Annotated in this window: 13 protein-coding genes and 1 pseudogene; 11 read left to right on the forward strand and 3 right to left on the reverse strand. The window is 69.4% G+C overall.

Annotation, left to right across the window (positions count from 1 at the left end; genetic code table 11):
• Positions 1–96 precede the first annotated feature (96 nt).
• The 11 genes from IE172_RS35520 (at position 97) to IE172_RS27130 (ending at position 9,121) form a co-directional block, all read left to right on the forward strand.
• Positions 97–894, forward strand: coding sequence for a DUF427 domain-containing protein (locus IE172_RS35520; RefSeq protein WP_190099933.1), 798 nt, complete (start codon positions 97–99; stop codon positions 892–894).
• A gap of 218 nt (positions 895–1,112) precedes the next feature.
• Positions 1,113–1,718, forward strand: a complete 606-nt coding sequence (locus IE172_RS27085) for a dihydrofolate reductase family protein (protein WP_190099934.1) — start codon at positions 1,113–1,115, stop codon at positions 1,716–1,718.
• 377 nt (positions 1,719–2,095) lie between these two features.
• Complete coding sequence (locus tag IE172_RS27090) at positions 2,096–2,470, forward strand: hypothetical protein (protein ID WP_190099935.1); 375 nt, start codon at positions 2,096–2,098, stop codon at positions 2,468–2,470.
• Positions 2,471–2,783: 313 nt separating this feature from the next.
• Positions 2,784–3,437 carry a DUF6357 family protein gene (locus IE172_RS27095; RefSeq protein ID WP_190099936.1) on the forward strand — a complete coding sequence of 218 codons (654 nt, stop codon included), beginning with the start codon at positions 2,784–2,786 and terminating at the stop codon, positions 3,435–3,437.
• Between the two features lie 100 nt (positions 3,438–3,537).
• Entirely contained in the window at positions 3,538–4,803 is a 1,266-nt protein-coding gene (locus IE172_RS27100; RefSeq protein ID WP_190099937.1) for a DUF6357 family protein, read from the forward strand.
• Between the two features lie 338 nt (positions 4,804–5,141).
• On the forward strand, positions 5,142–5,633 hold the full coding sequence (gene ectA, locus IE172_RS27105; RefSeq protein ID WP_190099938.1) for a diaminobutyrate acetyltransferase: 492 nt from the start codon (positions 5,142–5,144) through the stop codon (positions 5,631–5,633).
• A gap of 60 nt (positions 5,634–5,693) precedes the next feature.
• A complete protein-coding gene (ectB, locus tag IE172_RS27110; protein WP_190099939.1) occupies positions 5,694–6,989 on the forward strand; it encodes a diaminobutyrate--2-oxoglutarate transaminase in 1,296 nt (431 codons plus the stop codon).
• A 65-nt stretch (positions 6,990–7,054) separates the two neighbouring features.
• The gene (locus tag IE172_RS27115; protein ID WP_190099940.1) at positions 7,055–7,453 is read left to right on the forward strand and encodes an ectoine synthase; all 399 of its coding nucleotides are present in this window, start codon (positions 7,055–7,057) and stop codon (positions 7,451–7,453) included.
• Positions 7,454–7,508: 55 nt separating this feature from the next.
• Positions 7,509–8,414, forward strand: coding sequence for an ectoine hydroxylase (gene thpD / locus IE172_RS27120; protein ID WP_190099941.1), 906 nt, complete (start codon positions 7,509–7,511; stop codon positions 8,412–8,414).
• 27 nt (positions 8,415–8,441) lie between these two features.
• Positions 8,442–8,834, forward strand: coding sequence for an SAV_915 family protein (locus IE172_RS27125; protein ID WP_229886459.1), 393 nt, complete (start codon positions 8,442–8,444; stop codon positions 8,832–8,834).
• A gap of 50 nt (positions 8,835–8,884) precedes the next feature.
• Positions 8,885–9,121 carry a metallothionein gene (locus IE172_RS27130; RefSeq protein ID WP_189556849.1) on the forward strand — a complete coding sequence of 79 codons (237 nt, stop codon included), beginning with the start codon at positions 8,885–8,887 and terminating at the stop codon, positions 9,119–9,121.
• Positions 9,122–9,242: 121 nt separating this feature from the next.
• Here the strand turns inward: IE172_RS27130 and IE172_RS27135 are convergent, their stop codons facing one another.
• The 3 genes and pseudogenes from IE172_RS27135 to IE172_RS27140 all read right to left on the reverse strand — a co-directional run.
• Positions 9,243–10,745 (reverse strand): cryptochrome/photolyase family protein, encoded by a 1,503-nt coding sequence (locus IE172_RS27135; RefSeq protein ID WP_190099942.1) that lies wholly within the window; start codon positions 10,743–10,745, stop codon positions 9,243–9,245.
• Positions 10,746–11,203: 458 nt separating this feature from the next.
• Complete coding sequence (locus IE172_RS35525; protein WP_435844378.1) at positions 11,204–11,569, reverse strand: CLIPPER-2 domain-containing protein; 366 nt, start codon at positions 11,567–11,569, stop codon at positions 11,204–11,206.
• Positions 11,567–13,048: pseudogene (locus IE172_RS27140) on the reverse strand (exo-alpha-sialidase); the annotation flags it as partial. The gene IE172_RS35525 and the pseudogene IE172_RS27140, both read right to left, overlap by 3 nt.
• Between the last annotated feature and the right edge of the window lie 331 nt (positions 13,049–13,379).

Genomic DNA, 13,379 nt, shown 5'->3' on the forward strand with positions numbered 1-13,379 from the left:
GGACCACGGAGGAGAGAACGTGACCGACACGGGCGGGGGACCGGGCGCACTGCTGCCGAAAGCCTTGATGCCGGATGGACAGGGCGGTGATCACCGATGACGAGATGGACACCCCGGCCCGATGGCGGACGGCCCGCGGGGAAAGACTGCTCCCACACCTGCACGGCGGACCCACCCCCACTGACTGAGACGTGCGCATCCTGCGCAGCGCACGAACGCGCACCGGCCGACCTGCTGCTGTGCCTGACCTGCGGCCACGTGGGCTGCAGTGACAGCTCTCGCGGTGCTCACGCCACGGCCCACTTCGACTCCAGCGCGCACCCGGTGGCACGCACCCTCGCGAGCGACCGGGAATGGGCCTGGTGCTACGAGGACGAGGTGTATCTCGACCCGCTGGACGAGCCCGTGCCGCGTTTCACCCCGCGGACGGCCGAGTCGGTCTGGGACTACCCGCGGCCGCCCGCCATGCGGGAGGACGACCGTCACGTGCGGGTGGAGTGCGCGGGACAGGTGGTGGCCGAGACCCGCAGGGCCGTCAGGGTACTGGAGACCAGTCATCCCCCCGTGTTCTACATCCCTCCGCAGGACGTCCGTACGGAGCTTCTGTTCCCGGCGGTCGCGAGCCGGACCTGGTGCGAATGGAAGGGGCCGGCCCGGTACTGGGACGTCATCGTGGGAGACGACGTGCGCGCTCGCGCCGCTTGGAGCTATCCCCGTCCTGAGCCTGGCTACGCACCGCTCGCCGACTTCTTCGCCTTCTACCCGAGCCGCATGGACCGCTGCTCGGTCGACGGGGAGGAGGTCACGGCGCAGGAGGGAGACTTCTACGGCGGCTGGATCACCGCGGAGGTCCATGGGCCGTTCAAGGGCGCCCCGGGCACGCAGCTGTGGTGAGGCGGCAAAAAGCCGGCCGGCCAGGACATCGTCGGAGCCGAGGACTGGATCCGGCTCGACAGACCCATGCGCGACTGACCGTAAGACCTTCAGAAGAGGGCGGGGCGAGGGACAGGTCGGCCGGGTGGCATGGCCTTCTCTTCATCTCACGGCGCGACCGATGACTTTGCGGCTCCCGGCCGGTCCAAGCTCGTGACATCTCAGGAAAGGAGACTGCCATGTCGGAGCTTCTCGTCGACTTCATCACCTCCCTCGATGGCTACGCATCGGGAGAGGGCTGGCCCGGGTTCTGGGGGCTCGAGGGCCCGGAGTACCTCGCCTGGCTCGGGGAGCAGCCCGAGGCCACCTACCTGATGGGGGCGAACACCTACCGCCTGATGTCGGGCTTCGCATCGGGCGAGGTTCCGAAAGGCCAGGACGAGTTCCGGCCCGAGGAAGAGGCGTCCGTCGACGAGCTCACCCAAGCGTCCAAGGTGGTGTTCTCCTCCTCGCTGGAAGAGCCACTGACGTGGGCCAATTCCACACTGGTCCGCGACGACGCCGTCGAGGCGGTCCGCGCGATGAAGTCGAGTGGCTCGGGGCTTCTCAGTACGATCGGCAGCCTCAGCCTGTGCCGGTCCCTGCTACGAGCCGGACTCGTCGACCGCTTCCGGGTCGTGATGTTCCCGGTGATCACCGGGGCCACGGGTGAAGAGCGCATCTACGACGGTTATCCGGATGTTGCCCTCGACATGATTGAGCACCGGACCTTCGACGGTCGCATCCAGCTGGTCGAGTACAAGCCGCGTGTGCTGGAGCACCCACCGCTCGGCGTCCCTGCGTGATGTCGCCCCCTTCCGCCGGTCCGGACGTCCGCCATGCCGGCGCCGGCGGGCGTGCACCGGTCCCGCGCCCGGCGGTCCGCTGACCTGGCGAACACTTGACGGAGAGCGCCAGGACGAGAGGCGGCTGCATGAGGACGCCGGGGCGCTGTCACGTCACCGCGGGGCGCTGCTCCCAGGAGGGAACGCCGCATACAGAGCCTCGGCATGTACCGCGTCCCACGCTCACCCTCGGGAACCCACTGGGTCAAGCATTCACGGTCCACTGGCCACTTGGCCGCTTCCATCGACATCGCCCTCGTCTTCCTCTTCGGTCACGGTCGGGCTCCATTGTGTTCCCGTGCGGTGCCGAAGCCGCGGTTTCGTGGTGCAGTCGAGTCATGGTTCCGCCGCCCGCGCACGATCAAGTGTTTCCGGCGTCTGCCCGGACCCGCGATCGACCCTCCCGCCTGACCGACATCGCGCTCGCCCTGCTGCTCGTGGCTGCGGATGCGGTCATCATCGTCACCGGCGCGGTCCTGTTGGTGGCGGTGGGCATGGGAACCGCGCAGGATCCGCACTCCTCCGCGACCGCACGCTCCCGCGACGTCCCGTTCCTGATGTGGCTCGCCGTCTGGGGCGTTCCGGTCGTGGCGGCGGTCGAGTCCGTCATGCACGCCCGGCTCAGGATGCCGGTGACCGCGGTCGTCCAGGGCCTGTTCACGCTCGCTTGCACCTTCCTGGCCGTGGCGTGGACCCGCATGCTGCTGTCCTGATGCCCTCGCTCCACTCCCCCGGGCATGACGGGCCACGGGCTCGTGCGCGGTACGAGGTGAGACGTCGAGTCCGGGTGGCACGACAGCGTGGGCGAGCGGAGTGGTGCGAGAGCTACACGCTGCATGTGGCGACAGTGGAGCGAAGCCACGAGTTCACGCGAAGGGAGAGCCCGACAGCAGGCTGAAGCCACGGCGGCAGCTGATCGACGGTATCTGAGTCGGATCACCAAGGCCGACCGTCGCACGAGCAGTCATATGATCCCCCGGACAGGACCTCAAGCTGTCGGAGTCACCACGTGAACGAAGGACGATCATGGCCCGCCCGTACGACCCCGGACCGAAGCAGTTCGTCTTCGCCGCCGATGACGGCAGCGACCATGAGGTCTCCGTGGCCGACCCTCAGGAAGCTTACGTGGCGTTCTCTGCGTTCTTCCGGGGGCGGAACTCCGGTACCTACACCGTCGGTGACGAGTCGGCGGGGCAGAGTCTGGTACTCATGCCCGGCCAGGGTGTGATCGCGCGGGTCAAGGGCGCGCCCCGGCCTCGATCGGAATACCTCCTGGTCGACCGGGCCAATCGCTACCTTCCCAGCGCCATGCTGTTCTTCGAGAACGGATACGCCGGCCTCGACCGCTTCGGCCAGTGGTTCTCCGACCTCGCTGACCTCGCCGCATCACCGGAGACTCGCGGCGCCGCCCGCGCCGCCACGTTCACGACGGAACGAGCGGCGATCGAAGAGGTCGCTCGGATCTGGGCGGCTTCGGGCATCGTGGACCCGAGCGGCCGTTACCACGTTTTCTTCGACTCCCACGATGTCGACGACGACCAGGCCGAACGAGCCGAACTGCTCAAGCTGATCGAGTTCCTCGGTATGGAAAGAGTCGACCCCCCGACCGAGGCCGCCGGCGGCGAAGTCTGGGTACGCACCGACGCACGCCTCGACGCGGAATGCGCACGGTGGTCGTGAACAGGCGGCGCGGGGCAGGGTCGCAACACCCCCGTGGTGCTCGCCCCGCACCCGAGGCGACCACGCCCAGCCGGTGCCGCTCCGGAGAGACATCGAGCCCATGAAAGACATCGTGTTCACCCGCAGCAGCGGATGGCTCCCGGACGTGATCAGCGAGGACGGCGGGCTGAAGCTGATGCTCGGCGCCGGGGCCGACGCCAACCACGAGCCTCGCACGTTCACGTTCCCCATCGAGGAAGCCCATCTGGCAGTGATCCGGGAGGACCTGTCCAGGCACCTGCTGCTGTGGAGTGCGGTCCTTCCCCTGTGCGACGCCGCCGGAACTGCGGGCCGGCTCGACGAGAGCGCCGCCGTCGCGCTCCTGGACCCGGTCCTCCTCTCGTCGCCCGCGGACGTCGATGCGCTCTTCCGACGTATCCGGTGGGACAGGAGCCGGCTCGTTGCCCATGGGGCCGACATCGATGCGCTCGAGCGCGGACAGGTCTGCGCGGCAATGCGATCGGCGACCGTGACATCGAACGAGGAACGTGCCCAAGAGCATCTCGCGGACCGCCGTCGCGCCGAGCGCGGAGCAGTCCACGGCCCTCTCGACGCCGCGATTCTGCGGTACACGGGCCAGTACGCGCACGGTGCGACGGTTCCCAGACGGATGCCCGGTGCCGTCGACACCGCGCTGTTGCAGGAAGTGATGCGTGTGATCGCCACCGCGGAGCGGGCGTGTGCCGGGATGCGGATCGGCATGGATCCACGACGGGGACAACGCGCCACGGACAAGCGCGACTGGGATCGGGTGGCGACGACGGTCGGTTCGGCTGTCCGCCGTGCGTACCCCGGACTCGGCGACGACGCGGTGCGTACGGTGAGCTTCCTGATGTGCTCGGAGACCGCGGACCGCTCAAGGAACACAGCAGAGGAAGATGACACGGAGGCTGCTGACGACCGCGCCGGCCTCGGTGGGAGTGCGAGAAAGACGGCCCTGTCGTTCACCGATGACAAAGGCGCCGAGAAGAAGTGGCTGGAGGGCGGCCCTCGCAGCGCCTCCGCGGAGTTCTGGCAATTCGTCGGCGATCGTTCCGCCGCGGACAACGAAGTGTTCACGATCGAGGACGAGGAGATGGGCGAGGGAATCCAACTCCACTTCTACGCGGACTCCATCGCCCGGATCACGACGCTGCGAGCGGGGAAGGACGGGTCGGATCCGGAGTACCGGGTCGAATACAGCCTGGTCGAGGGACTCGGCGCGTACCGGAACCTGGTGAACGCCTTCGTCGGCGGCGGCTGCGCCGCACTTGAACCGCACGGTCCCTGGATATCGGACGTCGCCGCGTTCGAGCGCGCCCGCCGAGAGCGGCGCGAGCGCCGGTGAGGGCGCCGGTCAGCTGCCGGTATCGGCCCCTGACGCGGGGGTTGAGAGGGCGGAATCAACGTGTCGGATTCTCTTGCCGGATCGGGGGACTTTCCACCTTTCTCCGCTCCTAAACAGGCGGGTTCACCTAGGCATGCGCGGCCCGGCGGACGTAGCATCGAACCGAGTGGTTACAGCGGTATTTCCGCGCGGACAACTGAATCCTGAGAGATGGGCACCGAAGTCAGTGACCCAGCGGGTCGAGCGGTCGTCTGTCGGGCGCGCAGAACACGGATTGCACGAGGTCCGTTTGATTACATGCGCACGGTGGTTCGCGCAGCGAGAGCGAGGTGTGTTCGATGGGCACACTGGTCATGGCGATTCCCACGGTCGAGGACGGGGCCGCAGCGTGGCACATCGCCCGCGAATCCCGGGTACTCGACGCGAATTCCTCCTACAGTTATCTGTTGTGGTTCAGGGATTTCGCCCGTACTTCCGTGGTGGCATCGGAATCCGGCGACGTGCCGGTCGGATTCGTCACCGGATTCTGCCGTCCCGAGCAGCCCGACACCCTCGTCGTCTGGCAGATCGCCGTGGACCGCGGGCAGCGCGGACGCGGCACGGCCAGTGCCATGCTGGACCATCTCACCGCCCGACTGGCGGCGGACGGCGGCCTGCGGCACCTGGAGACGACCATCAGTCCGGACAACGCCGCGTCCCACCGACTGTTCCGGTCCTTCGCCCAACGGCACGCGGCACCGCTCGAAAGGGACCTCCTCTTTTCGGCGGAACTCTTCCCCGACACGCATGAAGCCGAGTTCTTGTACCGCATCGGGCCGCTGCCCCGATGACCGGCGCCCTCGAAGGAACTGGGAACACAGTCCGTTCGTCCCCCGTAAGGATCGAGCATCATGACGGTTACCCATTCTGCCTCTCACGTGTTCGAGAGGCTCGAGTCCGAGGTCCGCAGTTACTGCCGGGGCTGGCCCGCCCTTTTCGACCGGGCCGTCGGCAGCCGGCTGTACGACGAGACCCGCCGTCCCTATCTGGATTTCTTCTCCGGTGCCGGGACGCTGAACTACGGACACAACAACCCGGTACTCAAGCGCGCGCTTGTCGACTACATCGAACGCGACGGTGTCACCCACGCCCTCGACATGTCGACGGCCGCCAAGCGCACTCTCCTGGAGACCTTCCAGGAGACCGTGCTGGAACCGCGTGACCTGCCGTACAAGGTGATGTTCCCGGGGCCCGCCGGCACCAACGCCGTGGAGGCCGCCCTGAAACTGGCCCGCAAGGTGAAGGGCAGGGAAGCCGTAGTCTTCTTCACCAACGCCTTCCACGGCATGTCGCTGGGCTCCCTCGCCGTCACCGGCAACGCCTTCAAGCGTGCGGGCGCGGGAGTCCCCCTGGTGCATGCCACCCCCATGCCCTACGACGAGCGGGCGGACGACGGGGAACCCGCGCTCCGCTGGTTCGACCGGTTGCTGGCCGGCGAGGGCTCCGGCCTGGACGCCCCGGCGGCCGTGATCGTGGAAACCGTGCAGGGCGAGGGCGGGATCAACGTGGCCCGGGCCGAGTGGCTGCGTGACCTCGCCGAACTGTGCCGGCGCCGGGACATGCTGCTGATCGTCGACGACATCCAGATGGGGTGCGGCCGCACCGGCGCGTTCTTCTCCTTCGAGGAGGCCGGCATCACCCCGGACATCGTGACGCTCTCGAAGTCCGTCAGCGGATACGGCCTGCCGATGGCGCTGACCCTGTTCCGTCCCGAACTGGACATCTGGCAGCCCGGCGAACACAACGGCACGTTCCGCGGCTTCAACCCGGCCTTCGTCACCGCCACCGCCGCGCTGGACGAGTACTGGCGCGACGGCCGGCTGGAGAAGCAGACCCTGGCCCGCGGGGAGCAGCTCGAGCAGGCGTTGCAGGCGCTCGCCGACGGCCTGCCGGGTCCCGTACCGGCCGTGCGTGGCCGCGGGCTCGCGTGGGGTGTGGAGTTCGCCGACCCGTCGCGTGCCACCGCCGTGTGCGCCCGTGCCTTCGAACTGGGCCTGCTGCTGGAGACGTCCGGCCCCGAGGACGAAGTCGTCAAGCTGTTCCCGCCGTTGACCATCGACGACGAGGAACTGGAGGAAGGGCTCGCCCTGTTCGGTCGTGCGGTGCGGGAGACCGGGCGGCCGCCGCGGTCCGCCGGGCCGCGCTGACGACACGAGCACACCGGCGACCGTGGGCGCACATGCCCACGCCGGGCAGAGAGGTGGCATCCATCGTGATCGTCCGTTCCCTGAACGAGATCGAGAACACCGGCCGGCACGTCAGGGCCGCGTCCGGCACCTGGGAGAGCAAACGGCTCGTCCTGGCGCGAGAACAGGTCGGCTTCTCCCTGCACGAGACGACGCTCTACGCCGGTACGCAGACGACGATGTGGTACGCCCACCACGTCGAGGCCGTGCTCTGCGTCGAGGGCGAGGCCGAACTGACCGACGAGGACACCGGCGAGAAGCACTGGATCACGCCGGGAACGATGTACCTCCTGGACGGCCATGAGCGGCACACCATGCGGCCGAAGACCGACTTCCGCTGCGTATGCGTGTTCAACCCGCCCCTGACCGGCCGGGAGGACCACGACGACAACGGTGCCTACCCTCCCCCGGAGCCCAGTGCCTGAGGACATCCCGAGCCGAGCCGGGTGAATCCGCGACCGACGAAGCGTGAGGACGACCATGACGACGCTGTACAACCACCGCCGAACCACCGACCTGTACCCCACCCGCGGCACGAGCGAGGCGATGATGCCGCGTCACGACCCCGTGGTCTGGTCGCCGCCCGGCACGCCCGGCCCTCTGGGGCGGGCCGGGCTGCTGGACTTTGAACGCGCCGGCTTCACGACCGTCGACGCACTGCTGAGCTCGGACGAGGTGGCCCTGTACCGCGCCGAGCTGGACAGGCTGGTCCGGGACCCGGCCATCCGCGCCGACGAACGCGCCGTCGTCGAGCCCACCTCCCGCGACATCCGGTCGGTGTTCGAAGTGCACCGGATCAGCGACGTGTTCGCCTCCCTCGTCCGTGACGAGCGCGTAGTGGGAGCGGCACGCCAGCTCCTCGGCTCGGACGTGTACGTCCACCAGTCCCGCATCAACGTGAAACCCGGCTTCGGGGCGAGCGGCTTCTACTGGCACTCGGACTTCGAGACCTGGCACGCCGAGGACGGCCTGCCCCGCATGCGGGCCGCGTCGGTGTCGATCGCGCTCACCGACAACCACGCCACCAACGGAAGCCTGATGATCATCCCCGGCTCGCACCAGACCTTCCTGAGCTGCGCGGGCGCGACGCCCCAGGACAACTACAAGACGTCGCTGAGGATGCAGGAAGCGGGCACACCGTCGAACGAGGCCATCACCGCGCTGGCCGAACCGAACGGCATCCGGCTGATCACCGGCCGTTCCGGCTCCGCGACCTGGTTCGACTGCAACTGCATGCACGGCTCGGGCGACAACATCACACCGTACCCGCGCAGCAACGTGTTCCTCGTGTTCAACAGCGTCGAGAACAGGGCGGAGGAACCCTTCGCGGCACCGGCACGGCGACCCGCGTTCGTCGGAGCGCGCGATTTCACCCCGGTGAGGTGAAGGCCGTAGGGGTGACCGGAGACCACCATGGCTGATGTTCGACGGAGCGGGGAACCCACGCCCGGTGGACATGCGCCGACCGATCTGCTGTACGTACCCGTCCGGCCGGAACACCGCTGCTACGTGACGTGCTTCTTCCGCACCCCCAGCGGTCGACGCACCGCCGTCGCGTTCACCTCCTGCGCACGGTTGCTGGCGACCCTCGGCCAGGACCACCCGTGGATCAGGCTCTCCGTCACCGCGCTGCGCGCCCTCACCGCGCCCCTCGGGTGCACCACGATCACCGTCGACCCACAGGCGTCGGTCCGCCCGGGCAGCGCCTCCCTCAAGCCCCGTCCAGGCTCCGGTACGAGCCTGCTGCCCGGGGGCACGGCCGAACCGGTGGCGGGACACGGCCCCCGCGCGGCGAGCGGCCCATAGACGACCAGCACAGCCGGTCAGGCCGGCTGCCACTAGGAAAGGAGCACGACATGGCGGTCTGCGAAGTATGCGGAAACGACTACGCACTGTCCTTCGAGGTGCACACGGCCGGTGACGGCGTGCACACCTTCGACAGCATCGAATGTGCCGCCCACCGGCTGGCGCCGATCTGCGACAACTGCCAGTGCAAGGTCCTCGGACACGGGCACCAGGCCGACGGGCGGTTCTTCTGCTGCGCCCACTGTGCCCGGGCACGCGGTTACGAGACCCTCACCGACAGCGCGTAACCGGGCGGCGCGGCCGAGGCGCCGGCGACGACGGCGGCCACAGGCGTTCCCCAGGGCGGTGCGGAGGTCGTTCAGTCCCCCACCCGGTCCCGCTCGGTGCCCGTCCAGGCAGTGGCCGGGGTCAGGGCGGTGCGTCACCGCGGGCCTGTTCCTGCCCGCGCACCTCGTCGAGGTCGTGGAGCCGTTGCAGCTGTCGTACCGGTTGGGCCGTGCGGTGGTTGTGGCCGAGCCGTTCCCGGTGCCGGTCGAGGAAGGTCCAGTAGCCGGCGGTGTAGGGGCAGGCCTGCTCGCCGGTCCGGTCGCCCGGCCGGTAGCGGCACGGTCCGCACAGATCGCTCATGCGGTGCACGTAGGCGCCGCCCGACGTGTAGGGCTTGGTCGTCATCCGGCCGGCGTCGGCGTACTGCGACATGCCGATGACGTTGGGGATCATGACCCAGTCGTACCCGTCCACGAAGCAGCGGTGGAACCAGTCGGTCATGGCAGCGGGATCCCAGCCGCGTTGCAGGGCATAACTCCCGAGGATCATCAGCCGGGGGATGTGGTGCGTCCATCCCGTGTCCCTCACCTGGGCCAGCACCGTGCGCAGGCACCGCGCCTGCACGGCGTCGGCGTCGGCGTCGAGCTCGTTCCACCAGCCGGGCAGCGGGGCGGTGTGGTCCAGGACGTTGGAGCGCCGGTACTCCTCACCGAAGTGCCAGTACAGCTGCCACACGTACTCGCGCCAGCCGGCGATCTGCCGGACGAACCCCTCCACGCTGTTCAGCGGTGCGCGGCCGGCACGCCACTGCGCCTCCGCGCCCTCGACGCACTCGGCCGGGTCCAGCAGGCCGAGGTTGAGCGAGGACGACAGCAGGCTGTGGCTCATCACCGGGTCGGCGGCCAGTACGGCGTCCTCGTAGGGGCCGAACGTGGGAAGACGGTGCGTGAGGAAGCGTTTGAGCGCCGCTCGCGCCTCGGCGCGGTCCGCCGGGAACACGCGGGGGGCGTCCCGCCCGACGAAGGACACGTCACCGTCACGCTCCCAGCGGTCCAGGTCGTGACGGACCTCGTCGTCGATCTCGTCCTCCCGGGGCCGGTACGGCGGTGGTACCGGCAGGGTGCTGTGCTCCCGCGGCGGGGGTTGCCGGTTGTCGTGGTCGAGGTTCCACCGGCCGCCGGCCGGGGTGTCGCCGTCCAGCAGCAGGCCCTGCTCGCGGCGCACCCACCGGTAGAAGTCCTCCTGCCGCAGCCTGCGGCCGCCCTGTCCCGCCGCCCACGCCTCGAAGTCGGGCCTGGGCACGAGGAAGCCCCGGGCGGGACCCACGGACACCTGGCCCAGGGATCGCACCAGTCGCGCCGCCGCGTACGAGGTCGGGTGGTGGACCGTGAGGGGGCGGTCACCCACGCTCCGCGCGATCCCCTGGCGGTAGGTGTCGGCCCGTACGTAGGTCACCCGGTCCCCCAGTTCCGCCGCGCGGTGACGCATCGCGGACAGCACGAGGTGGGCCTTGGCCCGGTGGAACCGGCGGCGCCGGAACACCGACCGTGCCTCGATCATCAGCAGCGGGGTGTCACGGCCCGGACCGGCCTCACCGGGGCGGAGGAAGTGGGGACCGAGCTGATCGCCGAAGAGCCAGTGCACTGCTGGTCCTTTCCCGGTCGCGTCCGCGGAGAGCGGCGGTGATCGTCCAGGATCCGCCGGGGCGGGGTTCCGCACCAGATCACGGACCCGGCAGGGTGACGGGCCCGTCGAACTCGAGGTGGTCGGCGGCCGCACTCGGGGAAGCGGAAGCCGGGGTGTGCGGCCCGGAGAGGTGGCGCACACCTTGACGGTGTCCTTACACGTCTCCTACCGTCCTGGCGACCTAGACATCAGACGTCTCCTGTATGTCGACCGCCCTCCAGACGTGGACGTTCGTCCCGCAGCCCTGAAGCCGACACCGGGGCGGCCGACCGGCGCTGGTCGTTCGGCCGCCCCCGCGCGGCCCGGACGCCCACGGCCGCGGCGTCCCCCTCCTGGAGAGGAACGCCGCGGCCGCGGTGCCGGGGATCCGGCTCACTGGTCGGTCACCCGGCGGGATCCCGGGAGTCCGGCCGGGGTCAGTGGATGTCGACGCGGTCTCCGCTGACGGTGGAGGACACCTGCGTCCCGTCCGGGGCGGTGGCGGACACCGTCAGCCGCGGTGCGAAGCCCTGGTCGAGGTCGGCCTGGGTGACGGTCCGCCTGCCGCTCTTGCAGACATACTCGGCGCCGGGCGCCAGTGTCGCGGTCGCGCACGCCGTGAGTCCGGCGAGGTCCCCGCTCAACTTCACGCCGGTCAGCGTGGTGTTGCCGGGATTGGAGACGCGGGTCCAGTACACCATGGTGTCCCCGACGGGGCCGGCCGCTCCCGCTGCCTGGAGGTTGTCCAGGACGGGCAGGGCGGAGACCCCGGGCGCCGCGGGGGCACCGGTCGCCGCGGCCACGCTGAAGGTGCCGGTCCCGTAGGAACGCGCGTCACGCACGGAGTAGACGCCCTTGGCACGCTGGGCGCCGACGGCGGTGAGAGGGACGTCGACGGTCACCTTCACGGTGGCACCCTGCCCCGGTTCGAGGGCGGGCACCGACGCTGCCGTGACGCCCCAGCCCTCGGGGATGTCGAGGGTCACGCTGCCCGAGGGCAGTGCGCGGTCGTTCTGGTTGACCACACGGACGTCGAACTGCGCCTTCTCGCCCGCCCTCACGGCCTGCGGCGCGGTGACCGTGACGGGGGCGCAGACCCCGCCGAGCCACTTCAGGTCGAAGGAGGAGTAGGAGATGTGCTGATAGCCCTGACGCTCCCAGAGCATGCCGACGCGGGGGTTGGATCCGGTGCCGTCGGACAGCGGGGTGAGCGTGGAGTATCCGGAGGCGCCCGTGTTGAGGACCTTGCGGATGGGCCAGGTCCTTCCGTCGTCGCAGGACATCTTCACCGTGAGGTTGCGCCGGATGCCGGTGTCCTCGGTGTTGCTGAACAGCAGCCACTTCGACCTGGGGTGAGCGGCGGGCACGTCCGGCGCGAAGCGGGTGATCGACCCGTTGTTCGCCGGGTCGGGGAGCGCCGTGTCCCGCTGGTAGGTGCTGTAGGTGACGCCGCCGTCGGTGGAGTGGGCGACCGTACGGTAGGGCGCCGATCGGTTGTTGAGCAGGATCCGGCCGTCGGAGAGTTCGACGGTCTTGTTCTCGTCCCCTCCCCCCGCGGTGGGCGTGCCGGCCTTCCACGTCTCGCCGTGGTCGTCGCTGTAGACGCTGACCGCGCGGTTGGCGCCGTCGGCCCGCACCGCGTACTGCTGGATCAGTCGTCCCTCGTGGGGGCCGTTCCGCAGCTGGATCCCCTCGCCGGAGGCCGCGAACATGCCCGCCCAGGCCGGGTTCTTGATCTGCCCGGTGATCCGACGGTGCTTCCAGGTCAGGCCGTCGTCGTCCGAGTAGCTGTAGTCGGTCTGCTGGATGTTGGGGTTGCTCTCGTCGTTGCCGGTCTCCGAGCCACCGAAGCCCCGGTTCACGGTGGACGAGTAGAAGAGGAAGATCCTGCCCGTCTCACGGTCGACGAGGAGACTGGGGTCTCCGTTGCCGTTGGGTGCCGGTTCGCTGCGGACGGTCTGCCGCGCCTGCCAGGTGGCACCGCCGTCCGTGCTCCGCCTGATCACCACCGAGATGTTGCCGGGCAGATCGGCCATCGAGGGACGTGCGTCGTACGCCGCGATCAGCGTGCCCTTGAGGGTCCTCGTCAGTGCCGGGATGCGGTGGACGGGGGCTCCGTCGTTCCGGGTCGCCAGGTCCACGGTGACCAGACCGTCGGCGGCCGTCCGGCTCTGCGCGGCTGGTGCGGCAGGCCCGGGCGGGGCACTGTGCGCGGTGCCGGTGGCGGCCAGTGCGGCGGTGACGGTGAAGGACAGCAGGAGGGGAAGGGTTCTTCGCTGCATGGAATCCCTTTCGGAGACGGAGGATCCGGCGGGTGCGCTGCCGCTCGCCGACGGCACCTGCGCTTCGAGGTCCTGCCGGACCCGGACAGGACAGCAGACGTCTGATGTATGAAATCGAGAGGACAGTAGGTCGGCCCTTGGCGGCCGTCAAGGGGATCGCTCGTGCCTCCCCCGCCCGAGCCGATCGGCGCGTCGGATCACACTCGCGTTCTTGCTGGTCACCGTCCCGTTCCCCTGCCCCCGGAGCCACTCCGAACCCTTGACGCGCACTCAGTTGCGTGTTTCTGATCGAAAAACCGCCCATCCGAGCAACTGTTGACATGGCCGTGTC

This window comes from Streptomyces griseoflavus (genome assembly GCF_014649995.1).
Taxonomy (GTDB): Bacteria; Actinomycetota; Actinomycetes; order Streptomycetales; family Streptomycetaceae; genus Streptomyces; species Streptomyces griseoflavus.

Excerpts from the sequence above, each read along its gene's own strand:
- ectB (WP_190099939.1), top strand. The coding sequence starts at position 5,694 with ATGACGGTTACCCATTCTGCCTCTCACGTGTTCGAGAGGCTCGAGTCC.
- IE172_RS35520 (WP_190099933.1), top strand. The coding sequence starts at position 97 with ATGACGAGATGGACACCCCGGCCCGATGGCGGACGGCCCGCGGGGAAA.
- thpD (WP_190099941.1), top strand. The coding sequence starts at position 7,509 with ATGACGACGCTGTACAACCACCGCCGAACCACCGACCTGTACCCCACC.
- IE172_RS27090 (WP_190099935.1), top strand. The coding sequence starts at position 2,096 with ATGGTTCCGCCGCCCGCGCACGATCAAGTGTTTCCGGCGTCTGCCCGG.
- ectA (WP_190099938.1), top strand. The coding sequence starts at position 5,142 with ATGGGCACACTGGTCATGGCGATTCCCACGGTCGAGGACGGGGCCGCA.
- IE172_RS27100 (WP_190099937.1), top strand. The coding sequence starts at position 3,538 with ATGAAAGACATCGTGTTCACCCGCAGCAGCGGATGGCTCCCGGACGTG.
- IE172_RS27085 (WP_190099934.1), top strand. The coding sequence starts at position 1,113 with ATGTCGGAGCTTCTCGTCGACTTCATCACCTCCCTCGATGGCTACGCA.
- IE172_RS27130 (WP_189556849.1), top strand. The coding sequence starts at position 8,885 with ATGGCGGTCTGCGAAGTATGCGGAAACGACTACGCACTGTCCTTCGAG.
- IE172_RS27125 (WP_229886459.1), top strand. The coding sequence starts at position 8,442 with ATGGCTGATGTTCGACGGAGCGGGGAACCCACGCCCGGTGGACATGCG.
- IE172_RS27095 (WP_190099936.1), top strand. The coding sequence starts at position 2,784 with ATGGCCCGCCCGTACGACCCCGGACCGAAGCAGTTCGTCTTCGCCGCC.